Below are 25,312 nucleotides of genomic sequence, written 5' to 3' on the forward strand. Positions count from 1 at the left end.
ACATCGGTGGCGCCCAGCGCGCCGCCATCCTGCTGCTCACGCTGGGTGAGCAGGACGCTGCGGAGGTGCTCAAGCATCTCAGTGCGCGTGACGTGCAGGCCGTGGGTACCGCGATGGCCACGCTGACGAACGTGTCGCGTGAGCAGGTCGAGAACGTACTCGGCCGACTCAACGATGACATCGGTCGACAGACGTCGCTGGGCGTAGGCACCGAGGAATACATCCGCAAGATGCTGGTCAGCGCCCTCGGTGAAACCAAGGCCGGCAGTTTGATCGACCGCATCCTGCTGGGCCGTTCGACCAAGGGCCTGGAGTCGCTGAAATGGATGGAAAGCCGGGCCATCGCCGAGATGATCGGCATGGAGCATCCGCAGATCATCGCGCTGGTGCTGGCCCATCTGGAACCGGACCAGGCCGCCGAAGTGATTGGTTATCTGCCGCCTCGCGTACGCAGCGACGCGGTGATGCGCATCGCCAATCTCGATGGTGTCCAGCCCCATGCGCTCAATGAGCTCGACGAAATCATGGAGCGCCAGTTTTCAGGCACCTCCAGCAAACTGAAGTCGGCCAGCGTGGGCGGCCTCAAGGCGGCAGCCGACATCCTCAACGCGATGGAAACGAGCCGCGAAGCCGAACTGATGACCGCCATCCGCGGCCAGGATGCCGGTCTCGGCGGACGCATCGAAGAGTTGATGTTCGTCTTCGAGGATCTCGCCGATCTCGACGATCGCAGCATGCAGGCGCTGTTGCGTGAAGTACCCTCGGCACGCCTGATCACCGCCCTGAAAGGCGCCGAGCCAGCGGTGCGCGAAAAGATTTTCGGCAACATGTCCAAGCGTGCGGCCGACATGCTGCGCGACGACCTTGAAGTCAAGGGACCCGTCAAACTCAGCGAAGTCGACGCGGCGCAGAAGGAAGTGCTGACCATCGCACGCAAACTCGCCGACGCCGGTCAGATCAGTCTCGCTGCCAACGGCGATGAGTTCGTCTGATGGCCGGCGTACTCAGCCGCGACAAGCTTGTCGCTTTCGAGCGCTGGGAGCTGCCGCAGATCGGTGCTGTTCTGCCCTTACTCACTGAGCCCGCGCCGCCGCCACCGGGGCCGACGGTATTCGAGCTGGAGGAAATCGAACGTCTGGCGCGTGAAGAAGGGTTTGCCGCCGGGCTTGCCGAAGGGCGCGCGGTGGCCAAACATCAGATGGATGAGCAACTGGCTCGTCTCGAGGCCCTCTGTTCCGCCGCGGCGCGGCCTCTCGATGCGCTGGATGACATCACCGAACAGGAGCTTGCACGGCTTGCCACGGTGATGGCACGCCGTGTGGTGGGTCGCGAGTTGCAGCTCGATCCGTCGCTGATCGAGCTGGCCGTGCGCGAGGCCGCCGCCGCGCTGCCATCGGCCACGCGTGAATTGCGTGTGTGGGTTCATCCTGATGATCTGATTCTGCTGCGCGAACTCGGTGCGACCGAACCGCAATGGCGGCTCGGTGCCAAACCGACGCTGAGTCGTGGCGACTGCATGCTGGAAAGCGAACGCTCGCGGCTCGACGCCCGCGTGGATACACGCCTGGCCACGGTGATCGATGCCGTGCTTGGCAATGATGTCGACGACGGTATCGACGAGGTGGTTGCGTGAGCGTGGAGCCATCGCCCGAAGCGCGTCGGCGACGCTGGCAGCAGCAGCTGGCGAAACGTGCACAGCGTGCCGTGGCAGTGCCGATGCTTACGGTGGAGGGTCGTCTGCGCCGCGTGGTCGGGCTGACGCTGGAAGCCGAAGGATGCGAAGCCGCGTTGGGTTCGCGTTGCCTGGTCGACACCGCTGACGGCACAGTGCTGGATACTGAGGTGGTGGGTTTCACTGACGAGCGCTTGCTGTTGATGCCGGCGACGGAAATGCACGGCGTGCTGCCGAATGCGCGTGTGCGTCCGTGCTCACGCGCTGGAGGCTTGCCGGTAGGCGAGGCGTTGCTGGGCCGTGTGATTGGTGCCGATGGCGTGCCGCTGGATGGCTTGGGCCCGCTCGATGTCGATGAGCATGCGGCGCTCAAGCGCGCTCCCATCAATCCGATGTCGCGCAAGCCGATCGACACACCGCTGGATACCGGCGTATGCGCGATCAACGCCTTGCTTACCGTCGGGCGTGGCCAACGTCTGGGCCTGTTCGCTGGCTCGGGTGTCGGTAAATCGACCTTGCTTGGCATGATGACGCGCTATACCGATGCCGACGTGGTCGTGGTCGGCTTGATCGGCGAACGCGGTCGTGAAGTAAAGGAATTCGTCGAACAGACGCTGGGCCACGAAGGTCGCGCACGCGCCGTGATCGTTGCCGCTCCGGCCGATGCGCCGCCGCTCAAACGATTGCGTGGTGCGCAGTACGCCACGGCGATCGCGGAGTGGTTCCGCGATCGCGGCCAGCGCGTGCTGCTGTTGATGGATTCGTTGACTCGTTATGCGCAGGCACAACGCGAGATCGCGCTGGCGATCGGCGAACCGCCAGCAACCAAGGGCTATCCACCCTCGGTATTTGCGCTGATGCCGGCATTGGTCGAGCGTGCCGGCAACGATGCCGAGGGGCGCGGTTCGATCACGGCCTTCTACACCGTGCTGACCGAAGGCGATGATCACCGCCACGATCCGATCGCCGATGCCGCACGCGCCATTCTCGACGGTCATATCGTGCTGTCGCGCGATTTGGCCGAGGCGGGTCACTATCCCTCCATCGATATTGAAGCGTCGATCAGCCGCGTGATGCCGGCGGTGATCGACAAGGACCAGATGCGTGCTGCGCAGCGTTTCCGCCAGGTGTATTCGGCCTATCGTCAGCAGCGCGATCTGATCGCTGTGGGTGCTTACCAGAAAGGCGCCGATCCCCAAGTGGATCAGGCTATCGCGATGTGGCCAAGGATGCTCACGTTTCTCCAGCAGGAAGTCGACGAGCCGGTGTCGCTGCGCGAGGCGCAGGAACGTCTGGGTGAACTCGTGTCTGAGGTCATGGCATGACGCGTTCGGAGCGATTGCAACCAGCGGTGGATCAGGCCGAACGCCGCGAGCAGGAGGCGTTGCAGCGCCTTGTCGAACAGCAGCAACGGTTGGCCTATGTGCAGCAGCAGCTGGATGAGCTGGAACGCTATCGTGAGGAATACGGCCTCGGCGTCGGCGGTCTGACAGTCAGTGCGTTGCTGAACCGTCAACAATTCGTCGAGCGCATTGATCAGGCGATCGTCCAGCAAGGCCGTGAAGTGGAACGTCAGCGGCGACTGACCGAGACAACACGCCTGCAATGGTTGCAGGCGCACGCGCGTGAAAAGGCGCTGGATAGCGTGGTTGGGCGCTATCGCACACAGGAGCAGCAGAGCGAGCAGCGTCAGGAACAGGCCGAAATCGACGAGCGCATGCAACACCGCCGACGCCCCGTCGGCTCGGCCTGAGTCGAGGCCCTGGTCTGGCTCGGTTTTTGCTGCGGTCATCGGGAATCCGTTTAGCACGAGTGTCCATGCATGAGCAGCACCCTTCCGTTACCCGCTCTTCGCACCGCCAGCCCGGCGAGTTCGACCACGTCGCGCCCGTCGGCCGATCCGGTCGGTCAGCGTGCCGATAGCACGGCATTCAACGCACACCTGCATGACGCGCAGCAGCAGTCGCAAGCATCGAACAGCCGTTCGTCCACGGACACGCCATCCACAAGCAAAGCGGCCGTCTCCAGTACGACGTCAGGCACCAACAGCGATGCAACTCATGCGCAAACGGGTACCTTGTCCAGTGCCTGCGCTCCGGACGACACCGATGTCGCCGATGGCTCGACCTCGGCAGCCACGCAGGTGCTTGGCCTGATCGATCAATCGTCGGGCGATGCAAACGCGGCGACCACAGCGTCTACCGATGGCAAGGCGCTTGCAGGCAAGACACCGCCCCAGGACGCTGACATCAAGCCAGGGCAGCAAGGCGCCGTACCGACGGCCGTGATCGGCGCTCCCGTTCCGCTTCCGCCCTCAAATAATCAAGCCGCGACGCAAGGCGCCAGCAGCACGGCGGCATCCGGCGTACTGCTGGCGACCACCACCACGGGCACCATGGCATCGGGTCAGACGCTGGGTAAACCGGCCGGCGCGTTTTCGGCCACGGCCGACGCGGATGCGGACGACGCTGATGACGCGAGCGATGACAACGCCGCCGTTGGCAGCGTGCTTGCGCAAAGCGTCGATACGACGGCACAGACGTCCGTCAGCAATCTCCTCGGCAGCGGTCACAACGCATTGATCGCCGCGGCTCCTGCAACAACAACCGCTGGCCAGACCCTGGATACGGGCGATCTGGCCAGCTTGCGTGGCGCGCTTGCCACGCCGGTTCTCGGCGCACCTGCGACCAGCAACGTGACACCGCACAGCCTGAACATCAATGCGAGCGTTACTTCACCCAGTTTTTCGCAGGAGCTCGGTCAGCAGGTCACATGGCTGGGTGGGCAGGACATCAAGCAGGCGCAGATCCGTCTGAATCCACAGGAACTCGGTCCGCTCGACGTGAAAGTGAGTGTCGAGCACGGCCGTGTCGATGTGGTTTTCTCGGCGCAGCATCCGGCGGCGGTCGCGGCTGTGCAGCAAAGCCTGGACCAGCTCAACCAGATGCTCGGCGGGCATGGCTTGTCGCTGGGTCAGGCCACGGTCGGTCAGCAGACTGCACAGCAACAGTTCGGCAGTTCGCAGGGACAAACATCCCCGGCCTCCGCCAAGACGAACGAAGCCGAGTCGATCGATGCCGACGTCGCTACATCATCACAGCCATTGGCCACAGGCCTGGTCGACGCCTTCGCCTGAGTCATCGCGAGTTTCTTTTGTCCTTCATTCCGGCGAAGGCCGAATGCTGCGTGTTTGACGAAACGGCATCGATGAATCCTGGTTTTCGTCAGCGCGCGAACCGTGCTGCATGAGTCAGCTTTCTACGGGCGTTTTTCGCCATTGCCCGCTCTGACGGAATCACTGCGCCGTTGTCGCGTCTGCTTGTCGACACGCGTCAATAAAACGTTGCCCGTGATTCCACCTATCCGGCAGATCGCTTCACAGCGCGATTCGTATCGATGGCATGACGTTTGCTAAATAGTTTTCATTGAAGCCCGTTCGGGCTTCTTCATTCCAGTTGATTCGCTCGTAGGTGTTTCGTCGAAGCGATGGCGTCGGGTCATTCATAGAGGTTGAGTTTGTTCATGGCTAACGCTGAAAGTATTGAAGTTGAATCGCCCGCTGTCGTCGCCAAGAAAGGCGGCAAGCGCACGATGCTGATCGTGGGTGGCGTGTTGGTGGTTGCGCTTGGCGCGGGCGGTTTCTGGTTTTTCCATTCTCGCTCGACCCAGGCCAACGCCGAGGGCGGTGCCGTTGCCGCGCCGGCAGTCAAGGCGGTGGACGTCTATTTGCCGCTGGATCCATCGTTTGTGGTGAATTTTCAGGACAACAACGATGCCACGCGCTACCTGCAGGTCGGTGTCACCGTGATGTCGCGCGATGCCGCAGCGATCCAGACGATCAAGGACAACGATCCGGTCATCCGCAATGCGCTGGTGATGCTGTTCAGCAGCCAGACGTTCGATCAGCTCAGCACGACCGCCGGCAAACAGAAGCTGCAGGCCGAAGCGCTGACGGCGGTGCGCAAGATTGTCGCCGACAAGCTCGGCAAACCCGGCGTCGACGCGCTGTACTTCACCAGCTTCGTGATGCAGTGAGGAAACCATAGCGATGAGCGACCTACTTTCGCAGGAAGAGATCGATGCGCTGCTCAACGGCGTCGACGATGGCCAGGTGGAAACCGAAAGCGACGTACCGCCCGAGCCGGGCACGATAGTCGAATACGATTTCACCCAGCAGGACCGTATCGTGCGCGGTCGACTGCCCACGCTGGAAATGATCAACGATCGTTTCGCACGTTTCTTCCGCACCGCACTGTTCGGTGTGCTGCGCAAGACCTGCGAAGTGTCGGTGCTTGGCGTGCGGATGCTCAAGTTCAACGAGTACGTACACGGGCTTGCGGTGCCGAGCAATCTCAACCTGATCAGGCTCAAGCCGTTGCGCGGTACCGGGCTGGTGTTGATGGAGCCGCGGCTGGTGTTCACCGTGATCGACAATTTCTTCGGCGGTGACGGCCGCTATCATGCACGCATCGAGGGCCGCGATTTCACGCCGACGGAAAACCGCGTCATCCAGATCCTGCTGGCGGAGGTTTTCACGTCGATGATCGAAGCGTGGGCGCCGGTCATGCCGGTGCAGTTCGAGTTTCTCAATTCCGAAATCAATCCGCAGTTCGCCAATATTGTCAGCCCCACCGAGACCGTGGTGGTGTCGCGCTTTCACATCGAACTCGATGGCGGTGGTGGCGAAATTCATCTCACGCTGCCGTACTCGATGGTGGAGCCGATCAGGACGATGCTGGACGCTGGCGTGCAAAGCGATCGTGTCGAACGCGACGATCGCTGGATCAACTGTCTACACGAAGAAGTGATGGACGCCGAAGTGGAGATCAGCTCGCTGCTGCTGGAAACCCAGATGAGTATCGGCGAGTTTCTATGGCTTCGCGTCGGCGATGTCATTCCGCTCAATCTGCCTGAATTGACGACCGTGTTTGCCGAGGATGTGCCGGTGTTCCGTGGTCGTTATGGGCAATCCAACGGCCGTTACGCCGTGCATTTCAAATCCCAGGTGCGTCGCCGCGAAATGCGCGCACTCCTCGATTTTTCCCAAGAGAAAGTCCCATGAGCCAGAGCATCGATAGCTCGCCCCTGACCGGCAGCGCCGCCCCCACGAACGAAGGACGACTGGAGTTTGATGCCTTGAGCGAAACGCCGGGTGAAGGCACCGAGGTCAGCCTGGACATGATTCTTGACGTACCGGTGACGCTGGCGATGGAAGTGGGCCGCACCCGCATCAGCATCCGCAACCTGCTGCAGCTCAATCAGGGTTCGGTGGTGGAGCTTGACCGCGCTGCCGGCGAGCCACTGGACGTGTTCGTCAACGGTACGCTGGTGGCGCATGGCGAGGTGGTCGTGATCAACGAGAAGTTCGGCATCCGCCTGACCGATGTGATCAGCCCATCCGAACGCGTGCGCAAGCTGCGATGAGTACGTTGTCTGCCGCGTTGCCGATGGCAGTGTCGAGCACGACCGACATCAACGTCGGTGGTGAGTTGTTGCGCGTGGTACTGAGTCTGGCCGGGATCGTGGTGCTTATTTTCGTGGCCGGCTGGATGAGTCGGCGACTGCAGGCACGCCAGTTCACCGGCGGTCGACGCCTGCGCTGCCTGGAAACGTTGTCGGTCGGCACGCGCGAACGGGTGCTGCTGCTGGATGCCGATGGCAAGCGTGTACTGATCGGCGTAGGTACGGGCGGCGTACGGACGCTGCATGTCTACGACGGTGTCGCATCGACGGTTGCTGCCGAGCCGGTAGTGACGCCGAGCTTCAGTGAGCTGCTGGGTCGCTGGAGGCGCAGCTGATGAATCGTCGCGTGCTGCGCGTGCTGCTGTGTTTCCTGTTGGCGCTGTTTCCGCTGGGCGCTTCGGCAGCGCAGACCAGCCCGATCGCGCCGATCGCGCCTATTGCCACGACGCAATCGGCTGGCATCCCCATATTGACGGTGCAGAATGTCGGCAGTGGGCAGAACTGGAGCCTGTCGCTGCAAACGCTGGCGCTGATGACCGTGTTGACGATGTTGCCGGCGGTGTTGCTGATGATGACTTCGTTCACGCGCATCATCATTGTGCTGAGTTTTTTGCGCCAGGCATTGGCCACGCAGTCGACGCCGCCGAACCAGGTGCTGCTGGGACTGGCGCTGTTCCTGACGTTGTTCGTGATGTCGCCAGTCATCAATCATGCCTATCAGGACGGCGTGAAGCCCTATATGGATCATCAGATGGGCGCCGAGCAGGCCATTCCTGCGGCGGCGGCGCCGTTCAAGCACTTCATGCTGGACCAGACCCGCGACGCCGATCTGCAGTTGTTCACGCACCTGGCCAAAGAGCAGCCTTATGCCAGCAAGGATGAAGTGCCGTTTCGCGTGGCAATGCCAGCCTTTCTTACCAGCGAACTGAAAACTGCGTTCCAGATGGGCTTCCTGCTGTTCATTCCGTTCCTGATCATCGATCTGGTCGTGGCCAGCGTGTTGATGTCGATGGGCATGGCGATGGTCTCGCCGGCGATCATCTCGCTGCCGTTCAAAATCATGCTGTTCGTGCTGGTCGATGGTTGGTCGTTACTGATCGGGACTCTCGCTGGGAGCTTCTACACATGACGCCGGAGTGGGTACTGCAGTTTGGCCAGCACGCGCTCTTTGTTGCGATGCTTATCGCCGCGCCGTTGCTGCTTACCGCGCTGGCGGTGGGTTTGTTGGTGGGCATCATCCAGGCCGCGACGCAGATCAACGAGATGACCTTGAGCTTCATTCCGAAGCTGATGGCGATGGCCGTCGTCGGGCTGGTTGCCGGCCCGTGGATGCTGCGCACGCTGGTGCAATTCACGCATGAGCTGATCGTCGGCCTTCCCGGAGCGATCAAATGAGCAGCGTGGAACTGGCCAGCGTGATGAGCTGGCTGGGTGGCATGCTGTGGGCGCTGGGTCGGGTTGGCGGATTTTGTCTGGTCGCGCCGATCTTCGGTGCCACGGTAATACCGACGCGAATCCGCGTAGCGATGGTCGTCCTGCTTACGTTCGTGCTGGCGCCGTTGTCACCGACGCAAGGAGATATGTTCAGCGCAACCGGTGTGGCAGCCATGGCCAGCCAGATGCTGATCGGCGGCAGCGTCGGCTTCGTGCTGCAGCTGGTGTTTCAGGCGGTGTCCTACGGCGGCATCCTGGTCGGTCAAAGCATGGGTCTGGGGTTTGCCGAGCTGGTCAATCCAACTTCCGGCGGCAGCGTGCCCGTGCTCGGACAGTTCTACCTGCTGCTGGTGACCCTGCTGTTCCTGGCGATGAACGGCCATCTGCAGGTTATCGCGTTGCTCGCCGACAGCTTTCGCACGTTGCCACCGAGCGCGGCGGGCCTCAGCAACAATGCCTTGTTCGCGGTGGTTGCTGCCGGCGGCGAGATGTTCGCTGGAGCATTTCGTGTGGCGTTGCCGGCGATGACCGCCTTGCTGCTGGTGAATATCGGTTTCGCGGCGATCAGTCGTTCCGCGCCGTCAATGAATCTTTTCGCGGTGGGTTTTCCGATCAGCATCTGCATGGGCTTCATCGCCTTGTGGCTGGCCATGCGTGGTCTGGCCAGTGCGTATGAGGCGCTGCAGGGCGTGGCATGGACGCTGATGCGTCAGTTGCTCGGCGGTTGAGGGCGCACGCATGGCCGAGCAGGAAAACGAAGACCGCACCGAACAGGCATCGGAAAAACGCCTGCAGGACGCACGTGAAAAAGGCGAGGTACCGCGTTCGCGCGATCTCGCCGGCGCCATGATCGTGCTTGCCGGTGTCACCGCGCTGCTCACCAACGGGCAGCAAATGTACGGCCATGCGCGACAGATCTACAGGCTGGGCATGAGCTATCCGCGTGAGGCGTTGTTCACCGATCGGCTGCCGCTGCACGTGCTGTCGGCGGCCGGACACGAAGCGCTGGCTCTGCTGCTCCCGCTGCTCATTGCGACCGTGCTTGGCACGCTGTCGGCGCCGATCCTGATCGGTGGCTTGAGCTTCAGCGCGCAAGCGCTGCAACCGAAATTCGATCGACTCGATCCGATCGCCGGCGTCGGCCGGTTGTTTTCAATGAATGGTCTGGTCGAGTTGGGCAAGTCATTGCTGAAACTCGGCTTCATCGGTGGCGCGCTGGTGCTGCTTCTGCGTCATGCCGAGTCCGCGGTATTGGCAACGGGCAGCGGCTCCGTGCGCGCGGGCATCGGTGAAATGCTCACGCTGCTGGGCCAGGCCGGACTGATGTTTGGCCTGGTGCTGGGCTTTATCGGTGGCATCGATGCGCTGTGGCAGCGCTTCGATTACAACCGTCGCCACCGCATGACCAAGCAGGAATTGCGCGACGAACACAAGGATACCGACGGCAGCCCCGAACTGAAGAACCGCATTCGTCAGGTGGCACAGCAGCTTTCGCGCCGTCGCATGATGCAAGAGCTGCCCAAGGCGGATGTCGTCGTGGTAAACCCGACCCACTTTGCAGTGGCGCTGAAATACGACGACAGCCGCATGCGTGCGCCCCGCGTGATCGCCAAGGGCGTCGACGTGCTGGCTCAGCAGATTCGTCTGGTCGCATCGGCGCATCGCATCCCGTTGGTCGAAGCGCCGCCGCTGGCACGGGCCTTGTATGCAACCACCCAGCTAGGCCAGGAAATTCCTTCCGCGCTGTACGTCGCGGTCGCGCAGATTCTTGCTTACGTCTATCAGTTGAGGCAGGCCACCGAGCACGGCGATCCCGCACCGCCGCCACCGCGACCCGAGGTCGATCCCGATCTGCAGGGCCATTACCGCGAACCGTAATGAAGCACACCACCAGGGCAACATGGCATGGCCACGACTAGCGCATTTGACACATTCAAGCAGGTGACCCGCCGCGGCATCGGCGCACCGGTGGTGATGCTGGCGATGCTGGCGATGCTGATGCTGCCGCTGCCGCCATTCATTCTGGACATGCTCTTCAGTTTCAACATTGCGCTGTCGCTGGTGATTCTGCTGGCGGTGGTCTACGTGATGCGGCCACTGGAGTTCGCGGCGTTCCCGACGGTCGTGCTGATGGCGACACTGCTGCGGCTGGCGCTCAATATTGCGTCCACCCGCGTGGTATTGCTGCACGGCCATGATGGTCCCGGTGCGGCCGGCAAGGTGATCGAGGCTTTCGGCGAATTCGTGATCGGCGGCAATTTCGCGGTCGGCCTGGTGGTGTTCGCGATCCTCACCATCATCAACTTCGTGGTGATCACCAAGGGTGCCACGCGCGTGTCGGAAGTGACGGCGCGCTTCACTCTGGATTCGATGCCCGGCAAGCAAATGGCGATCGACGCCGATCTCAACGCCGGTCTGCTGACGCAGGACCAGGCACGTGAGCGCCGCCAGGAAGTACGCGAAGAGGCGGACTTCTATGGTTCGATGGACGGTGCCTCCAAATTCGTTCGCGGCGATGCCACGGCCGGCATCCTGATCTTGCTGATCAATATCGTCGGCGGCTTTTTCGTCGGCGTCATGCAGCACGGGCTTTCCGCCGGCGAAGCCGCACGCACGTATACGCTGTTGACCATCGGCGATGGTCTGGTGGCACAGGTGCCTTCGTTGATGCTGTCGATCGCCACGGCGGTGATCGTCACACGTGTCTCCAAGTCGCAGGACATGGGCAAGCAGGTGATCGGGCAGGTGTTCGCGCAGCCGCGTGCACTGGCGGTTGCCGGCGTGGTACTGGCGGTGATGGGGCTGATTCCCGGCATGCCGAACATTGCGTTCCTGATGCTGGCGGCGGCGTGCGGAGGCGCCGCCTGGTTGATGAAACGGCGCGATGCGGAAGTGAAGGAGCAGGTCGCCAAGGCTGCCGCCGAAGCGCTGCCGGCACCGGCACCGACCGAACGGTTCGAACTGGGCTGGGAGGATGTCGCCAGCGTTGATCCGGTCGGCCTGGAAGTCGGCTACCGGCTGATCCCGCTGGTCGACAAGAACCAGGGTGGCGAGCTGATGGGGCGGATCAAATCGGTGCGCCGCAAGCTGTCGCAGGAACTCGGCTTCCTGGTGTCCGCCGTGCACATTCGCGACAACCTGGACCTGGGGCCCAATACTTACCGGATCACCTTGATGGGTGTGCCGATGGGCGAGGCCGAGGTCTATACCGAGCGCTACATGGCCATCAATCCCGGTCGCGTCCATGGCACGTTGCAAGGCGTGACCACGCGCGATCCGGCCTTTGGTCTGGAAGCGGTGTGGATCGAGAACAGTCAGCGCGACCATGCGCAAAGCCTGGGCTATACCGTGGTCGATCCGGCGACGGTGATCGCCACCCATTTGTCGCATCTGTTGCAGAACCATGCGCACGAACTGCTCAGTCACCAGGATGTCCAGCAACTGCTGGATCGTCTGGCCGCGAGCGCACCGAAGCTGGTGGAAGACCTCGTGCCCAAGCGTCTGGCGCTGGGTGTGGTGGTCAAGGTGCTACAGAACCTGCTGGCCGAGCGGGTGCCGATTCGCAATATGCGCAGCATCGTCGAGTCTTTGGCGGAGCACGCGGGGCAGAGTCAGGATCCCGGCACGTTGACGGCCTCGGTGCGGGTGGCACTGGGCCGTCAGATCGTCCAGGAAATCGCCGGTTTAGGTACTGAAATTCCCGTGCTGACGCTGGCGCCGGAGTTGGAACAGATTTTGCTCAGCTCTCTCTCGAGCAGTGGTGCTGCTGGTGCTGCCGTGGAACCGGGCCTGGCCGATCGCCTGCAACAGAGCGTGGCCGAGGCAGCTCAACGGCAGGAGGTGAGTGGCGAACCAGCCGTATTGCTGGTGCAACCGCAGTTGCGGCCATGGCTGGCAAGGTTCACTCGGCATGTGGCGCAGAACCTGCATGTGCTTGCTTACAACGAGGTGCCCGACAACCGCCGAGTAAGGCTGGTGCAGGCACTGGGCCGATGAGTGATGTGGTCGAAAGCTGGGTAACGGAGCGCGGGATGAAGCCTGAAAAAACAACGGTGACGGAACCAGCCAGGCCATGGGAGGTCGCCACTTTCGCGACGACGGGCCTGCCCTGCCGGAGCCATCCATGAAGATCAAACGATTCCTCGCCGCCGACATGCGTCAGGCCATGCGTGAGGTGCGTGCGGAACAGGGCGCCGATGCGGTGATCCTGTCGACCCGCCGCCTCGACGATGGCATCGAGATCATCGCCGCCATCGACTACGACGAAACGCTGGTTCGCGAAGCGGCACGGCACGGCGCACCGATGCCCGAACCTGCCGCCAGCCATGCTGCTGCCGAACGTCGCGCCCCGGCCGCGCCGCCGCCGATGCCGATGCCGCCAAGCGAACTGGCCATGCTGCAGCCGATCGTCGAACAAAACGTGCTCGAGGCGGCGCGGATGCGTACCGAGCTGGGTGGCCTGCGCGAGCTGCTCGAGCAGCAGCTGTCGAGCCTCGCCTGGAACGACATGGAGCGCCGCCGCCCGATGCGCGCGCGCGTGTTGCGCGACATGACCCGTCTGGGTATCGAAACGGATGTGGCACGCCAGTTGATCGAAGAATTACCCGAGCAACTGAGCGCCGATCAGGCGCGCTATCTGCCGCTGGGTCTGCTCAGCCGCAATCTGAAAGTCAGCGGACGCGATCTGGCTGAAACCGGCGGCGTCACCGCGCTGGTCGGGCCAACCGGCGTGGGCAAGACCACCACCGTCGCCAAGCTCGCCGCACGTGCGGTACTGCGTCACGGCCCAGCCAAGGTGGCGCTGGTCAGCACCGACCATTACCGCATCGGCGCCGCCGCACAGTTGGAACATTATGGGCGTCTGCTCGGCGTGCGCGTCTACTCGGCACACGATGCCGCCAGCCTGACCCAGGCGCTCGATAACTTGCGCGAGCATCACACCGTGCTGATCGACACCGCCGGCGTGGCCGGCAACGACCCGCGCCTCGAACAGCAGATGGAGGTATTGCGGCAGGTCAACGATGCCGGACGACTGCGTACCTGTCTGGTGCTGGCCGCGAACGCGCAAGCGTCGTCGCTGGACGACTCGGTGCGCGCCTACCTGCCGTTGCAGCTGCAGGCGTGCATCGTCACCAAGCTGGACGAAGCGCCGAGTCTCGGCGGTGTGCTGTCGGTGCTGATCCGTCACCGCCTGCCGCTGGACTGCACAACGGACGGGCAGCGCGTACCCGAAGACATTTGTGCTGCCGACGCGCGCGTGCTCGTGTGTCGTGCGGCACAGGTTCAACGGCGCCTGACCCCGGCAGTCGACGATGTGGAGATGGCCGAGCGATTCGGTCTTGCGGTGGCAAGTCTATGAATGGAGCAATTCCGGTGGATCAAGCTTGGGGTTTGCAGAATCTGTTTACGGCGGTGTCGCCGGTGCGTCAGCGCGATGCCGAAGTGTTGCATCAGGCATCTAGCCTCCGTGCCATGACGCCGGCACGGCGCACGACGCGCACACTGACCGTCGCGGCGGGGAAGGGTGGCGTGGGCAAGACGACGGTGGCCGTCAACCTGGCCATGGCGATGTCGATGGCCGGTCGTGACGTGATGCTGTTCGATGCCGACATGAGTGTCGCCAACGTCGATGTTCAATTGGGTCTGACGCCGCTGCGGCACGTCGGGCACATGCTCGAAGGCAACTGCACGCTGCAGGATCTGATCATCCCCGGTCCGCATGGGCTGAAGGTGATTCCTGGCGGATCGGGTGCGCGCCGGCTGGCGCAGATGTGCAATGGCGAGCATGCGGCGGTCATCCGCGCCTTCGATGATCTGATCCTGCCGCCGGAGTACCTGGTGGTGGATACCGCGGCCGGCGTATCGGACGACGTGATGATGTTCGCCGCCGCTGCCGACGACGTCATCGTCGTGGTCTGTGACGAGCCCGCATCGCTGACCGATGCCTACGCGTTGATCAAATTGCTCAGTCGGGATTTTGGGGTGCGGCGATTCCAGATCGTCGCCAACATGGTCCGTCACGCCGGCGAGGCGCGACATCTCTACGAGAAGCTGGCACGCGTCAGCGAGCGCTTCCTTGATGTCGCGCTCAGCTTCATGGGCATGGTGCCGCACGACGAGCGACTGCGACAGGCAATCAAGCGCCAGGGCGCGGTGGTCGATCTGTGGCCATCCAGTCGCTCGGCGATGGGATTTAAGCAATTGGCATGTGCTGTCGATACATGGGAAGAGCCCATGTATCCGGATCTTGGTCGGATCGCATTTTTCAGCGGTCAGAGTGTGCCGGCTACGGGGTGGTGAGAATGAGCGTCGCTTCGGAATACCTACAGCTACAACGTGCAGAGGCCGATCAACTGGTAAGGCAGCATGCGCCGCTCGTGCGTCGCATTGCCTATCACTTGATGGGGCGGTTGCCGCCAAGTGTGGATGTGGGCGATCTGGTACAGGCCGGCATGATCGGTTTGCTGGAAGCCGCGCGCAATTTCGCCACCGATCGCTCCGCGAGCTTCGAGACCTATGCGGGTATACGAATTCGTGGCGCGATGCTCGACGAATTGAGGCGTACGGACTGGACCCCGCGATCGGTGCATCGCAAGGCCCGTGAAGTCGCCGAAGTCGTGCGGAAGATCGAAAACGAAACAGGCGCGGATGCCGAAGGTGCCGAGGTGATGCGGCGATTGGGCATGAGTGTCGAGGAGTATCACCAGGTGCTTGCCGATGCGGCCAGCGCCCGATTGCTGAGTCTCACGGCGCCCGATGACGGTGACGGTGGCGAAGGCGGCGGAGCGATGGACGTCATCGACCAGAGTGGCTTGAGTCCGCAGGAGCGGATCGAGCGTAGCGGTATGCGGACGGCGTTGGCCGAGGCGATCACCACCTTGCCCGACCGCGAACAGTTGGTGATGTCGTTGTACTACGAACAGGAGTTGAACCTGAAGGAAATCGGATTGGTACTGGGCGTGACCGAGTCGCGCGTGTGTCAGATCCACGGACAGGCATTGATCAGGCTGCGTTCGCGGATGAGTTCATGGTGCGACGACGAAGACTCGTGAAGCGCTGCAGGCCGCGTGTCAGCGCAGACAGATACGAAGGAGACAGGAAGGAACAGTTACGGGTGACGAGCGGTACGGGTACACGTCATTGCATGCCGGGATTTGCGTCGCCATCGGGTTGGCGATGCCATCGGTGCTGATTCCAGGCCGCTCGCCTTTGATTTTATGTGCTGCCTCAATCGTCCAGGGCAGAACTAGCGGAGAAAATAGTTGGACAAGAATATGAAAATTCTGGTGGTCGATGATTTCTCCACCATGCGCAGGATTGTTCGCAACCTGCTCGTCGAACTCGGTTTCAGCAATCCGCTGATCCAGGAAGCCGATGATGGCGACAACGCGTTGGCGCTTCTGCGGGCCAGCGCGTTCGACATGGTCGTCACCGACTGGAACATGCCCAACATGACCGGCATCGATCTGTTGCGCGCGATTCGCGCCGAACCCAAATGGAAAGGGCTTCCGGTGCTTATGGTGACGGCGGAAAACAATCGCGAACAGATCATCGCTGCCGCTCAGGCTGGCGTGAATGGCTACATCGTCAAACCTTTCACGGCGATCACTTTGCGGGAAAAACTGGAAAAGATCTTCGAGCGGCTGGCCGCCAGCGGAGCATCCGCATGAGCGCGACCTTGCCCGATGTGACCGAGAACCTGCCGGCCGAAGTCATCGCATTGCTCAACAGCGAAGACGGCGCGGCTTTCGAGCAGGCGCTGGACAGCATGGTGCGGCAGCGCGAACAGCATCTGTTCCGCGCGCTGGGTATGCTCGCCCGTGACCTGCATGGCGCCGTGCGCCGCCTCGGTGGCGAGCTGACGTTCGAAGGCGTGCCAGACAGCATGGCCGACGCGCGCAAACATCTGGTCGAGGTGCTCGACATGAGTGCGAAGGCGGCTCATCGCAGCCTCGACTTCGCCGAGCGCATGCGTCCGGAGGCGGACGCGTTGTCCAGCAACGCCGCCGAAGTACTCGACTTCACCACCAGCAAGACCGATCCGGCCGCGGTGCTGGCATGTCAGGCGCTGGCCTTTGCCGAGCGGTGTTGCGAAGGTCTGGATGACATGGTGATGGCGCAGTCCTGGCAGGACCTGTCCGGTCAGCGCATCAAGAAAGTGGTCGTTTTCATCGAGTCGGTCGAAAAGTCTCTGCTCGAGCTGGTGCACCTGACGGGTTCGCTGGCCAGTGGTGAGGCGCCGGTGACGGTGGCCAAGGTGTTAAGCCAGGATGACGCCGATCGTCTGCTCAGCGAGTTCGGGTTCTGACGGTGCAGATGGATACATGCTGATGGATCCCTCTCTCGACAGCGAACTGCGCGACGATTTCCTGGTCGAGGCCGGTGAATTGGTATTGCGGCTGGGTGAGCAGCTGATCCAGCTGGAAACCTCGCCGCTGGATCGCGAGCTGCTCAACGCGGTGTTCCGTGTTTTCCATACGGTCAAGGGCGGCGCAGGGTTTCTTGCCATTGAACCGATGGTGCAGCTGTGCCATTGCGCGGAAGAACTGCTCAACGAGGCGCGCAATGCCACGTTGGTACTCGGTCCGGCGCAGATGGACGCGCTGCTTGAAGCACTGGATCTGCTCAACGGCATGATGGATGCGTTGATCGCCGCGACGCCGCTGACACCGCCGCCGTCGTCGCTGCTGGGTCGTTTGCGGCCCGCCGCGGCCAAGCCGGAAGCGGCCACCACCAACGTCGTGGTGAACAGCGCGGATGCCGATGCTGTCGAGCAGGCTTTCGAAGTCATGCTGGACGAAATGCGCGAACGTCAACCGGCCGTGGCGAACGCGTCCGGAGGGCATATCAACGACAACGAATTCGAAGCGTTGTTGGATAGCCTCTATGGCACAGGTGTTGCGCCGGGCGTCGATGCAGATGCCGCCCCGATGCCCTCTGGTGCCGAGAGCGGAGTGTTGTCCCGTCGCGATGACCCGATCGACGTGGATGAATTCGAAGCGCTGCTGGATAGTCTGCACGGCAAAGGCCTGGCGCCTGGCACCCCGGTAACGGATGCCACAAGCACGACGCTGGCACCTTTGGCGCCGGTGATCGTTGATGCCGCGGCGATTCAACCGACTACTGCTCAACCGACTGCTGCCAGCGCCACGTCAGCGGCGACAGCGGCCAAACCGGTAGCCGCTTCGGAAACCACGGTGCGCGTCGACACGGCGAAGCTGGATGCCTTGGTCAATCGTGCCGGCGAGCTGGTGCTGCTGCGCAATCGTCTGCTCAGCCTAGCGTCGCGCAGCGACAGCGAGCCGCTGACCCTGGCTGCCGGCGAACTGGACCGGATTTCCGATGAACTACAGACCGCCGTGCTGGGTATGCGCATGCAACCGGTGGGTCGGTTGTTTCAGCGGTTCCCGCGGATAGTGCGCGATCTTGCGCGTCAGCTCGGCAAGGATATCGAACTGATACAGGAAGGCGAGGACACCGATCTCGATCGGAGTCTGGTCGAGGCGTTGGCCGATCCACTGGTTCACCTCCTGCGCAACGCGGTCGATCACGGTCTGGAAACGCCAGTGGAACGCGAACAGGCGGGTAAATCGCGCAAAGGCACCGTGCGGCTTGCCGCCAGTCAGCGCGGCGAGCGCATCGTGATTTCAGTGAGCGATGACGGTCGCGGCATGGATCCGGAAGTGCTGCGGCGCAAAGCGCTGGAGAAAGGCGTGATCGACGCGGCACAGGCGGCGCGCCTGTCCGAAGTCGAGTGTTATGAACTGATTTTTCGGCCCGGTTTCAGCACGGCCGCCACGATTTCGGATATTTCCGGCCGCGGTGTCGGCATGGACGTGGTGAAGACGCGCGTGGCCGAACTGGGCGGCACGTTGCAGGTGCGTTCGCGTCTGGGTCATGGCAGCACGCTGGAACTGACGGTGCCGCTGACGCTGGCGATCCTGCGCGTGCTGATGGTGCGAGTAGGCGACCGATTATTCGCGTTGCCGCTGGGCAACGTCAGTGAAGTATTCGAGCTGGGGCCTGTGCAAAACCAGGCACTCGATGGTCGTCGCGTCGCGGCCCACCGTGGCCGTGCGCTGATGCTGGGTGATCTTGCTGGCTGGGCCGGGATCGACGGTGCGGCAGGCGGGCATGTGGTGGTACTGCATGTGGGTCATCTGCATCTGGGCTGTCTTGTGCATGAGGTGATCGGCCGCGAAGACGTCATGGTCAAGCCGCTGGGGCCGCTGTTCGAGGGCGTGCCCGGTGTGGCCGGCGCCACCGTCACTGGCGATGGCCGGCTCGCATTGGTGCTGGATCTGGCGGCGTTGGCCGGGGACGGCGATCGATTGCTTCCCTCTTTGAAGGTTTCCGCCTGACATGGACCTGATCAGCATCATCGGCACCATCCTGGCGTTCGCCGTACTCATCGTCGGCGCCATCCTCAAGGGTACCGACGTGTCGGCGCTGTGGAATCCGGCGGCCTTCACTATCGTTTTCGGCGGCACAATCGCCGCGATCATGCTGCACACCCAGGGCCGCGTACTCAAGCGGGCCATGGGCATGCTGGGCATGGTCTACAAGCCGCCGTCGCTGCAGCCGGCAAACCTGATCAGCCGGGTCGTCGGTTGGAGCGAAATTTCCCGCCGGCAAGGTCTGCTCGGCCTCGAGCCGCAGATCGACGCCGAACCCGACCCGTTCATCAGGAAGGGTTTGCAGATGCTGGTGGATGGCAGCGAACCGGAAGCCATTCGCAGCGTGCTGGAAGTCGAGCTGGAAACCCGCGAACACGCCGATCTGAATGCGGCAAAAGTCTATGAAAATGCGGGTGTCTATTCGCCCACGATGGGCATCATTGGTGCCGTGCTTGGCCTGATGGCCGTGATGCGCGATCTCACTGATCCAACCAAGCTCGGTCATGGCATCGCCGCGGCGTTCGTCGCCACGATTTACGGCATCAGCCTGGCCAACCTGCTGCTGCTGCCGATGGGCTCTCGTCTGAAGGCCTTGATCAACAAGCAGACCCAGGTGCGCGAGATTGTCATTGAGGGATTGGTGTCGATCGCGCAGGGTGACAACCCCCGCCAGATAGAAAGCAAGCTGCAGGGCTACCTCGTATGAGACGCAAAAAACACGAAGAACACGTCAACACCGAAGCCTGGGTGATCCCCTATGCGGATCTGCTCACCTTGCTGCTCGCGCTGTTCGTGGTGCTGTACGCCATGTCGAGCGTCAATACGACCAAATACCGGGCGCTGGCACAATCGATTTCCGAAGCATTCAATGGTTCGCGGCAGGTGATCCGGCCGATACAGCCGAACAATCCGCAGTCGAGCATGTCGATGCCCGCATCGGTACCGTCGCCCACGCCCAGTGCACCGCTGGCGCGGATGCTGCTGCCGATACCGGCGCACCCGATGGTGATTCCGATCAAGGAGCGGGCGCAGGCGGGGCAAGACAAATCCAGCAGCGAACAGCAGGATCTGGAACGCATCCGCAATCAAGTCGAGCGCGCGTTGCAGCCGCTTATCGACAAGAACATGGTGGTCGTCAGGCGCACCACCAACTGGCTGGAAATCGAGATTCGCACCGACATCCTGTTTCCCAGCGGAGTCGCCGCGCTGTCACCGTCGGCCAACCAGGTGCTGACCAATCTGGGCGAGATCCTTGCGCCTTTCGCCAATCCGTTGCGGGTCGAGGGTTATACCGATGACGTGCCGATCAATACGGCGCTGTATCCGTCCAACTGGGAGTTGTCCGCTGCGCGTGCGGCGAGCGTGGCGCGGCTGTTTGCCGATCATGGCGTTGATCCGGATCGACTCGGCATCGTTGGCTGGGGTCAGTACCACCCATCGGCCGACAACGTCAGTCAGGACGGGCGCAACCGCAATCGTCGCGTCCTGGTGGTCGTATTGAGCAATCGTGCCGCACCGACGCGCTTCTACAACAACAGCGATCAGATCAATCACACGGCCGACACCGATCCGAATGTTCCGGATGGCCGATCATCGATTCCCGAGGCAACCTCACCACCGTCGACCTCGCCGTTGCCCACTGCCGTCGTGGCGAAAGCCGCGGCCCGGCCGGTTGAGCCGGTCGTCGTGGCCGGACCGATCACGGCGCTGCCGCAGGCGACGATCGAGGCGAGCGGACCGACCATGGCAACGGCGCCGCATCTGGTCATGCCGGACGCGAAGAACTGAAACGTGGAGATCTGGGCCATCGCCAATCAGAAGGGCGGGGTGGGCAAGACCACCACGACCGCTGCGCTGGGTGCCTTGCTCGCCGAGGAGGGTATGCGCGTGCTGCTGGTGGATCTGGATCCGCATGCATCGTTAAGCGGTTATTTCTCGCTGGAAGACCTCAGCGGCATGGGTAGCGTGTATGAGCTGTTCCGCGAACATAATCCGCCGATGATCGCCAGCCTTGCCCGCAACACTGGGCATCGGGGCCTGTGGCTGTTGCCAGCAGCGGCACCGATGGCGACGCTGGATCGCCAGCTGGCCGGACGGCAGGGCACCGGGCGTATTCTCGCCAACGCCCTGACCATGCTGGACAACGTATACGACTACGTCTTGCTCGATTGTCCGCCGACGCTCGGCCTGTTGATGATCAACGCGCTGGCGGCAGCGCAGCGGCTGTTGATGCCCACGCAAACCGAGACACTCGCCCTGGATGGACTCGAGCGCATGCAGCGCAGCATGCAGATGATCGAGCGTTCGATGGGGCGCGTACTGCCGCGCTGGATCGTGCCCACCATGTACGACACCAGCACGCTGCACGGCCGGATTTCGCTGATGACCCTGCGGGAGCGCTACCGACATGCGGTGACCCGGCAGGTGATTGCAGCGGATCCGCAGATCTGCGAAGCGGCCGAGCATGGCCAACCACTGACATGTTGGCCGGCGGCCCGGCAAAGCACCGACAGCTATCGCGCCCTGCTGCGCGAACTGCTCGGTGCTGGACACCAAGTCAGCGAGGTTTCGGCATGAATGGCGACACGTTACCTGCTTTCCAGGCCATCGACGATTATCTGGACGACCTGCTCAGCGATGTATCGATGCCTTCGCCCGTCGCCACGACGGAAGAGGATGAGTCATGGCCGCCGCGATCGAGCGGCTATCTCATGTGCACGGCTGCCAACGTACTCGTGGCCGTGCCGATGAGTCAGGTCGCGGACATCCTGCTGGCGCCGCCAGATCACGGCGATGAGTTGCATGCAGACGATGGCAGCACGAGCCGACGTGTGCGCATAGTCGACCTCAGTCGCATTCTCGCGGACGATCTGCACGAGCCGGCTGCCAACATGCTGGTCGTGCTCAGTGGCTGGCGCTGGGCCGTGGCTTGTCGCAGTACCGAGGAAGAGACCTCGCGCATCGCCAGCGCTGATATCGACTGGCGCGTAGCACGCTCTGAACGCACCCGCCGGCCGTGGCTCGGTGGCATGTACAAGAGTGGCCGCTGCGTGGTGCTTGATGTCGTCGCACTTCTGGATATGCTGGATCGAGATCACCGGGGTAACGCAAGCGCATGAATCATCTTTCCCACGCCGACGCGATCGCGCGGCAGGCTTGGCTGGGCTTCCATCTGGATGGACAGCACTACGCTGCACCGCTGAGTCACGTCAGTGAAGTCATTCACGATCATGCGCCCACGCCCGTCCCCGGTGCGGCGGACGATCTGCTGGGTATCTGTCAGCTGCGCGGCAACATCGTGCCCGTGATCGACGGCCGGCGTCGCCTCGGCCTGCGCACGACGCCCCTGGGTGATACCGAGGCCGTGCGCATCGTGGTGTTTGCGCATGAAGGTCATCGGGTTGGTTTCAGAGTCGATGCGGTCGGCGACATCCTGCGACCGGAGGCTGGTGCGATCGAGGCACCGCCGCCCACGCGGTCGGGGCATATCGACGATCCGGTGCAGGCCGTACTCGCCTGGCAAGGTGGCTTCGTCGCGCTGCTTGATGTGGCGCGACTGTGTCGGCTTGCCCCGGAGTCGCAACGTGTGGCTTGAAGTAGGGTTGTCGATTGTGCTGTTGCTGTTGCAAGCCGGCGCTCTTGCGTTGCTCTGGTATCAGGGGCGCCGCCTGCGGCGCGACCTCATCACTCAGGCCAATACCGGCGGTGGCGTGCCCGCGTTATTGATCACGAGCACGCTCAGCAAGATCGAGCATCGCCTGGACGCTTTGGACGAACGCCTGCGATGGCTTGATGAGCAGAGCCGCCGTACCGCCAGCCCGTTACCACTTCCGGCGGCACCGGCATCCGGTGTACATGCTCACCCCCCAGCCACGCACAACTACGAGCTGGCCCAGCAGTTGGCCCGTGAAGGGTGTGAGCTGAAGGTTTTGATGGAGCGCTGCGGCCTGTCGCGCAACGAAGCAGAACTGGTCCAACGGCTCTACGCGGGTCGCAGCTGACGGTGAACGGCAACGTCAGCTGCATTGCCATGCGGATCACGCCAGGCGCCGCGGCTCAGCTTTCGGTCGAGGCTGCATAGACACTGGCCAGTACCGCGGCGGCCGCATTGTAGAGTAGCGGCGGCACATCCTTGCTCATGCGCAGCGAGGTCAGCAGGGCCGCGATCTGTGCATCGTGATGCAGCGATAAACCCAGCGCACGGGCGCGCCCGAGCAGCGCTTCGAGTTCGTCCGGATTGAGACTTGCTGGTGTCGGTTGGGCATCGGTGCCGCCGGACAAGCGGAGCACCACTTTGCGTTGCGGTGGCGGCAGCAGCGGCTGGCTCATGCGGTGGCCTTGAGAAACACGGCACTGCGACTGGCACCTGCCTGCGGCAGACCGGTCTGGCAGCTCAACTGGTCCAGACTCAGGCCGCTGGCGGCAAGCCGCGAACGCAGGTCGTCGAACTGCTGTTCCAGTCGTGCGGTGCTCTCGCGCTGCTGAGCCCATAGCCGAACGGACAGGTGCAGGCCGCGCAACACGAGTTCGCCCTGTACCGGTCCCAGCGATGGCAGATCGAGCGCGAAGCCAAGCGTCCAGTGCTGGTCCTGCTCGCCATCCTTGTTGTGCTGTTCGAGCCGTACCTGAAGTACATCGGCACCTTGTTGCCCCTGCACCGGAATCTCGATCATCCAGGCGGGAACCTTGCTGGCCTCCAGCTGTGCCACCTCCAGCCGGGCCAGCGCGGCTTGTACATCGGAACGCAAACGCGGCAGGAAGCTGGCTGCCTCACTGCTCTCGGCCAGCTCAGGCGGCAAGGCCAGACGACCTTGCGGAGTCATTCCGCGCGACTGCAGCGGTGGTGCGACGTTGATGTCGTTGCCATCGCGCAGTGATGGCTGACCGTCCAACGCGGTGAGCAGACGCAGCAGCGCACCTTTCCAATCGTCCTGGCCGATGCTCGCATCATCGCCGCCCGGCTGGGCAAGCTGCGATTCCAGAAACAGACCGCTGCGTTCGATGGCCTGGCGCAGTCCATCACCGGTCGCCAATTCTTCCGGATTGCTCATGCTGTGTTCGAGCAAGGCCAGCGCGTTACGCACATAGGCGGGAAGCTGGCGCAAGACCGGCCATTGCGCCAGCGCCGTGACCGTGGCCAGCAACGGGGCGTAGCCGTTTTGTTGCGGCAGTCGTTCGCGCATGGCCTGATTGACGCTGGTATCGGTGGTGACCTGTGCGCCGATGATCTCCAGTAGTGGCTGCGGACCCAGGCTGAGCACGCGCACCTGGAATTGCGACGGTAGCTGGGTGCCGGGCGCTTCGGCTTCCACCGTCAGCGCACCGATCTGCATGACGAGCAGGCCTTGGTCGGTCAAACCAAGCGGCCGCGCGGACAGCACGCTGCCGATCCGCCAACCTTCGGCGCTGGCACCGGCAGCAGCACCAAGCCAGGTCAGTGCGGCAACGCTAGTTGGTTGGATGATCACGCGCGGCTCCTCCGCCAGTGATCGCGTCAAGTCTCTATCTCCCCGCGATCGTCAAGAAATATCGACCGATTGAGCAAGAACTTGAGGCCTCACGCAAGCGGAGCGTGCAGACCGGCCTAAAGCTGTCGCCGTGCTGGCCGATAAGTCCCATGAGAGACAGATCCGGCGAGGTTGGACGTATGGGCAGCGGCAGCAAAAACGGGGCGGCAGGCAAGGGTGCGACGACGATCAGGCTGCCTGCCGATTGCCGCATGGCCGAACTGCCGGCGCTGCGGGAGCAGTGTCTGGCGACGTCATCGAGCACGCTGGATGCGACTGCCGTGGAGCGCGTCGATACGGCTGCGCTGCAACTGCTGGTGGCATTTCATCGTGACGCTCTGGCGCGTGGCGGAAAGATTACCTGGGCTGGCGTGAGCACACCGTTGCGTGAGGCGGCGGAACGGCTTGGTCTGACAAAGGCGTTGGCATTGCCGGCATCGCTGCCGGCCTGAACTTGAGGATGGACGATGGCAAAGATTCTTGCAGTAGACGATTCGGCTTCGATGCGCGGCATGGTGGCATTTACCCTGCGTGGTGCCGGGCATGAGGTGAGCGAAGCGGAGAACGGGCAGCTCGCGCTGGATACGGCGCGCGGCGCGCGCTTCGATCTGGTGCTGGCCGACGTCAACATGCCGGTGATGGATGGCCTCAGCATGGTCCGGGAATTGCGCGTGCTGCCCGAGTACAAGGGCGTGCCGATCCTGATGCTGACGACCGAATCAAACACCGAAAAGAAAATGGAAGGCAAGGCCGCGGGCGCCACCGGTTGGCTGGTCAAGCCCTTCGATCCAGAGCAATTGCTGGCGACAGTTCGCCGCGTTCTCGGTTAAGCAGGAACA

General features: G+C 62.8%; 30 protein-coding genes. 28 read left to right on the plus strand and 2 right to left on the minus strand.

Annotated elements, in window-relative coordinates:
- The first annotated feature begins 2 nt into the window (after window positions 1-2).
- The 26 genes from fliG (at window position 3) to HDE79_RS01705 (ending at window position 22,967) form a co-directional block, all read left to right on the plus strand.
- A complete protein-coding gene (gene fliG, locus HDE79_RS01580; protein WP_343205912.1) occupies window positions 3-992 on the plus strand; it encodes a flagellar motor switch protein FliG in 990 nt (329 codons plus the stop codon).
- A complete protein-coding gene (locus HDE79_RS01585; RefSeq protein ID WP_184600169.1) occupies window positions 992-1,633 on the plus strand; it encodes a FliH/SctL family protein in 642 nt (213 codons plus the stop codon). The genes fliG and HDE79_RS01585 overlap by 1 nt, the downstream gene beginning before the upstream one ends.
- Window positions 1,630-2,997 (plus strand): flagellar protein export ATPase FliI, encoded by a 1,368-nt coding sequence (gene fliI, locus HDE79_RS01590; protein WP_343205893.1) that lies wholly within the window; start codon window positions 1,630-1,632, stop codon window positions 2,995-2,997. Before HDE79_RS01585 ends, fliI begins: the two co-directional genes overlap by 4 nt.
- Window positions 2,994-3,425 (plus strand): flagellar export protein FliJ, encoded by a 432-nt coding sequence (gene fliJ, locus HDE79_RS01595; RefSeq protein ID WP_184600170.1) that lies wholly within the window; start codon window positions 2,994-2,996, stop codon window positions 3,423-3,425. The genes fliI and fliJ overlap by 4 nt, the downstream gene beginning before the upstream one ends.
- Window positions 3,426-3,494: 69 nt before the next feature.
- Window positions 3,495-4,808, plus strand: coding sequence for a flagellar hook-length control protein FliK (locus tag HDE79_RS01600; RefSeq protein ID WP_184600171.1), 1,314 nt, complete (start codon window positions 3,495-3,497; stop codon window positions 4,806-4,808).
- Window positions 4,809-5,194: 386 nt separating this feature from the next.
- The gene (locus HDE79_RS01605; RefSeq protein WP_184600172.1) at window positions 5,195-5,707 is read left to right on the plus strand and encodes a flagellar basal body-associated FliL family protein; all 513 of its coding nucleotides are present in this window, start codon (window positions 5,195-5,197) and stop codon (window positions 5,705-5,707) included.
- 7 nt (window positions 5,708-5,714) lie between these two features.
- Complete coding sequence (gene fliM, locus HDE79_RS01610) at window positions 5,715-6,734, plus strand: flagellar motor switch protein FliM (protein WP_343205913.1); 1,020 nt, start codon at window positions 5,715-5,717, stop codon at window positions 6,732-6,734.
- Window positions 6,731-7,096, plus strand: a complete 366-nt coding sequence (gene fliN / locus HDE79_RS01615) for a flagellar motor switch protein FliN (RefSeq protein WP_184600174.1) — start codon at window positions 6,731-6,733, stop codon at window positions 7,094-7,096. Before fliM ends, fliN begins: the two co-directional genes overlap by 4 nt.
- Entirely contained in the window at window positions 7,093-7,470 is a 378-nt protein-coding gene (locus tag HDE79_RS01620; RefSeq protein ID WP_184600175.1) for a flagellar biosynthetic protein FliO, read from the plus strand. The genes fliN and HDE79_RS01620 overlap by 4 nt, the downstream gene beginning before the upstream one ends.
- Window positions 7,470-8,264, plus strand: a complete 795-nt coding sequence (gene fliP, locus HDE79_RS01625; protein WP_184600176.1) for a flagellar type III secretion system pore protein FliP — start codon at window positions 7,470-7,472, stop codon at window positions 8,262-8,264. Before HDE79_RS01620 ends, fliP begins: the two co-directional genes overlap by 1 nt.
- Window positions 8,261-8,530, plus strand: a complete 270-nt coding sequence (gene fliQ / locus HDE79_RS01630) for a flagellar biosynthesis protein FliQ (protein WP_184600177.1) — start codon at window positions 8,261-8,263, stop codon at window positions 8,528-8,530. The genes fliP and fliQ overlap by 4 nt, the downstream gene beginning before the upstream one ends.
- Complete coding sequence (gene fliR, locus HDE79_RS01635; protein ID WP_184600178.1) at window positions 8,527-9,297, plus strand: flagellar biosynthetic protein FliR; 771 nt, start codon at window positions 8,527-8,529, stop codon at window positions 9,295-9,297. The genes fliQ and fliR overlap by 4 nt, the downstream gene beginning before the upstream one ends.
- Window positions 9,298-9,307: 10 nt before the next feature.
- Complete coding sequence (gene flhB / locus HDE79_RS01640; RefSeq protein WP_184600179.1) at window positions 9,308-10,447, plus strand: flagellar biosynthesis protein FlhB; 1,140 nt, start codon at window positions 9,308-9,310, stop codon at window positions 10,445-10,447.
- Window positions 10,448-10,474: 27 nt separating this feature from the next.
- Entirely contained in the window at window positions 10,475-12,565 is a 2,091-nt protein-coding gene (gene flhA, locus HDE79_RS01645) for a flagellar biosynthesis protein FlhA (protein ID WP_184600180.1), read from the plus strand.
- A 127-nt stretch (window positions 12,566-12,692) separates the two neighbouring features.
- Window positions 12,693-13,928: a flagellar biosynthesis protein FlhF gene (gene flhF, locus HDE79_RS01650; protein ID WP_184600181.1), complete on the plus strand. Its 1,236-nt coding sequence runs from the start codon at window positions 12,693-12,695 to the stop codon at window positions 13,926-13,928.
- A gap of 14 nt (window positions 13,929-13,942) precedes the next feature.
- Window positions 13,943-14,869, plus strand: a complete 927-nt coding sequence (locus HDE79_RS01655) for a MinD/ParA family protein (protein WP_184600182.1) — start codon at window positions 13,943-13,945, stop codon at window positions 14,867-14,869.
- 2 nt (window positions 14,870-14,871) lie between these two features.
- Entirely contained in the window at window positions 14,872-15,621 is a 750-nt protein-coding gene (locus HDE79_RS01660; protein ID WP_184600183.1) for an RNA polymerase sigma factor FliA, read from the plus strand.
- Window positions 15,622-15,831: 210 nt separating this feature from the next.
- Window positions 15,832-16,239, plus strand: a complete 408-nt coding sequence (gene cheY, locus HDE79_RS01665) for a chemotaxis response regulator CheY (RefSeq protein WP_184600184.1) — start codon at window positions 15,832-15,834, stop codon at window positions 16,237-16,239.
- The gene (locus tag HDE79_RS01670) at window positions 16,236-16,877 is read left to right on the plus strand and encodes a protein phosphatase CheZ (RefSeq protein WP_184600185.1); all 642 of its coding nucleotides are present in this window, start codon (window positions 16,236-16,238) and stop codon (window positions 16,875-16,877) included. Before cheY ends, HDE79_RS01670 begins: the two co-directional genes overlap by 4 nt.
- 22 nt (window positions 16,878-16,899) lie before the next feature.
- Window positions 16,900-18,930, plus strand: a complete 2,031-nt coding sequence (locus HDE79_RS01675; protein ID WP_184600186.1) for a chemotaxis protein CheA — start codon at window positions 16,900-16,902, stop codon at window positions 18,928-18,930.
- A gap of 1 nt (window position 18,931) precedes the next feature.
- Window positions 18,932-19,672, plus strand: a complete 741-nt coding sequence (locus HDE79_RS01680; protein ID WP_184600187.1) for a flagellar motor protein — start codon at window positions 18,932-18,934, stop codon at window positions 19,670-19,672.
- Complete coding sequence (gene motD, locus HDE79_RS01685; protein ID WP_184600188.1) at window positions 19,669-20,754, plus strand: flagellar motor protein MotD; 1,086 nt, start codon at window positions 19,669-19,671, stop codon at window positions 20,752-20,754. Before HDE79_RS01680 ends, motD begins: the two co-directional genes overlap by 4 nt.
- A gap of 3 nt (window positions 20,755-20,757) precedes the next feature.
- On the plus strand, window positions 20,758-21,543 hold the full coding sequence (locus tag HDE79_RS01690) for a ParA family protein (RefSeq protein WP_184600189.1): 786 nt from the start codon (window positions 20,758-20,760) through the stop codon (window positions 21,541-21,543).
- Window positions 21,540-22,085 carry a hypothetical protein gene (locus tag HDE79_RS01695; RefSeq protein WP_184600190.1) on the plus strand — a complete coding sequence of 182 codons (546 nt, stop codon included), beginning with the start codon at window positions 21,540-21,542 and terminating at the stop codon, window positions 22,083-22,085. Before HDE79_RS01690 ends, HDE79_RS01695 begins: the two co-directional genes overlap by 4 nt.
- Window positions 22,082-22,561, plus strand: a complete 480-nt coding sequence (locus HDE79_RS01700; RefSeq protein WP_184600191.1) for a chemotaxis protein CheW — start codon at window positions 22,082-22,084, stop codon at window positions 22,559-22,561. The genes HDE79_RS01695 and HDE79_RS01700 overlap by 4 nt, the downstream gene beginning before the upstream one ends.
- A complete protein-coding gene (locus HDE79_RS01705; protein WP_184600192.1) occupies window positions 22,551-22,967 on the plus strand; it encodes a DUF2802 domain-containing protein in 417 nt (138 codons plus the stop codon). Before HDE79_RS01700 ends, HDE79_RS01705 begins: the two co-directional genes overlap by 11 nt.
- Before the next feature lie 55 nt (window positions 22,968-23,022).
- Here the strand turns inward: HDE79_RS01705 and HDE79_RS01710 are convergent, their stop codons facing one another.
- Window positions 23,023-23,295: a flagellar biosynthesis protein gene (locus HDE79_RS01710; protein ID WP_184600193.1), complete on the minus strand. Its 273-nt coding sequence runs from the start codon at window positions 23,293-23,295 to the stop codon at window positions 23,023-23,025.
- Window positions 23,292-24,434 (minus strand): flagellar hook-length control protein FliK, encoded by a 1,143-nt coding sequence (locus HDE79_RS01715; protein WP_184600194.1) that lies wholly within the window; start codon window positions 24,432-24,434, stop codon window positions 23,292-23,294. Before HDE79_RS01715 ends, HDE79_RS01710 begins: the two co-directional genes overlap by 4 nt.
- A gap of 149 nt (window positions 24,435-24,583) precedes the next feature.
- Here HDE79_RS01715 and HDE79_RS01720 point away from each other — a divergent pair, with 149 nt between their 5' ends.
- Both HDE79_RS01720 and HDE79_RS01725 read left to right on the plus strand, forming a co-directional pair.
- Window positions 24,584-24,925, plus strand: a complete 342-nt coding sequence (locus HDE79_RS01720; RefSeq protein ID WP_255488211.1) for an STAS domain-containing protein — start codon at window positions 24,584-24,586, stop codon at window positions 24,923-24,925.
- A gap of 15 nt (window positions 24,926-24,940) precedes the next feature.
- Window positions 24,941-25,303 carry a response regulator gene (locus HDE79_RS01725; protein WP_184600195.1) on the plus strand — a complete coding sequence of 121 codons (363 nt, stop codon included), beginning with the start codon at window positions 24,941-24,943 and terminating at the stop codon, window positions 25,301-25,303.
- Window positions 25,304-25,312 lie beyond the last annotated feature (9 nt).

The sequence above is a fragment of the Rhodanobacter sp. MP1X3 genome (genome assembly GCF_014207165.1).
In the GTDB taxonomy this organism is placed as follows: Bacteria; Pseudomonadota; Gammaproteobacteria; order Xanthomonadales; family Rhodanobacteraceae; genus Rhodanobacter.

Bases quoted from the DNA above. Each gene is read 5' to 3' on its own strand.
- HDE79_RS01695 (WP_184600190.1), top strand. From the start codon at position 21,540: ATGAATGGCGACACGTTACCTGCTTTCCAGGCCATCGACGATTATCTG.
- fliN (WP_184600174.1), top strand. From the start codon at position 6,731: ATGAGCCAGAGCATCGATAGCTCGCCCCTGACCGGCAGCGCCGCCCCC.
- fliP (WP_184600176.1), top strand. From the start codon at position 7,470: ATGAATCGTCGCGTGCTGCGCGTGCTGCTGTGTTTCCTGTTGGCGCTG.
- HDE79_RS01670 (WP_184600185.1), top strand. From the start codon at position 16,236: ATGAGCGCGACCTTGCCCGATGTGACCGAGAACCTGCCGGCCGAAGTC.
- HDE79_RS01660 (WP_184600183.1), top strand. From the start codon at position 14,872: ATGAGCGTCGCTTCGGAATACCTACAGCTACAACGTGCAGAGGCCGAT.
- HDE79_RS01675 (WP_184600186.1), top strand. From the start codon at position 16,900: ATGGATCCCTCTCTCGACAGCGAACTGCGCGACGATTTCCTGGTCGAG.
- HDE79_RS01680 (WP_184600187.1), top strand. From the start codon at position 18,932: ATGGACCTGATCAGCATCATCGGCACCATCCTGGCGTTCGCCGTACTC.
- HDE79_RS01600 (WP_184600171.1), top strand. From the start codon at position 3,495: ATGAGCAGCACCCTTCCGTTACCCGCTCTTCGCACCGCCAGCCCGGCG.
- motD (WP_184600188.1), top strand. From the start codon at position 19,669: ATGAGACGCAAAAAACACGAAGAACACGTCAACACCGAAGCCTGGGTG.
- flhA (WP_184600180.1), top strand. From the start codon at position 10,475: ATGGCCACGACTAGCGCATTTGACACATTCAAGCAGGTGACCCGCCGC.
- fliR (WP_184600178.1), top strand. From the start codon at position 8,527: ATGAGCAGCGTGGAACTGGCCAGCGTGATGAGCTGGCTGGGTGGCATG.
- fliJ (WP_184600170.1), top strand. From the start codon at position 2,994: ATGACGCGTTCGGAGCGATTGCAACCAGCGGTGGATCAGGCCGAACGC.
- HDE79_RS01725 (WP_184600195.1), top strand. From the start codon at position 24,941: ATGGCAAAGATTCTTGCAGTAGACGATTCGGCTTCGATGCGCGGCATG.
- flhF (WP_184600181.1), top strand. From the start codon at position 12,693: ATGAAGATCAAACGATTCCTCGCCGCCGACATGCGTCAGGCCATGCGT.
- flhB (WP_184600179.1), top strand. From the start codon at position 9,308: ATGGCCGAGCAGGAAAACGAAGACCGCACCGAACAGGCATCGGAAAAA.
- HDE79_RS01585 (WP_184600169.1), top strand. From the start codon at position 992: ATGGCCGGCGTACTCAGCCGCGACAAGCTTGTCGCTTTCGAGCGCTGG.
- fliQ (WP_184600177.1), top strand. From the start codon at position 8,261: ATGACGCCGGAGTGGGTACTGCAGTTTGGCCAGCACGCGCTCTTTGTT.
- HDE79_RS01720 (WP_255488211.1), top strand. From the start codon at position 24,584: ATGAGAGACAGATCCGGCGAGGTTGGACGTATGGGCAGCGGCAGCAAA.
- HDE79_RS01620 (WP_184600175.1), top strand. From the start codon at position 7,093: ATGAGTACGTTGTCTGCCGCGTTGCCGATGGCAGTGTCGAGCACGACC.
- HDE79_RS01700 (WP_184600191.1), top strand. From the start codon at position 22,082: ATGAATCATCTTTCCCACGCCGACGCGATCGCGCGGCAGGCTTGGCTG.
- HDE79_RS01605 (WP_184600172.1), top strand. From the start codon at position 5,195: ATGGCTAACGCTGAAAGTATTGAAGTTGAATCGCCCGCTGTCGTCGCC.
- HDE79_RS01710 (WP_184600193.1), bottom strand. From the start codon at position 23,295: ATGAGCCAGCCGCTGCTGCCGCCACCGCAACGCAAAGTGGTGCTCCGC.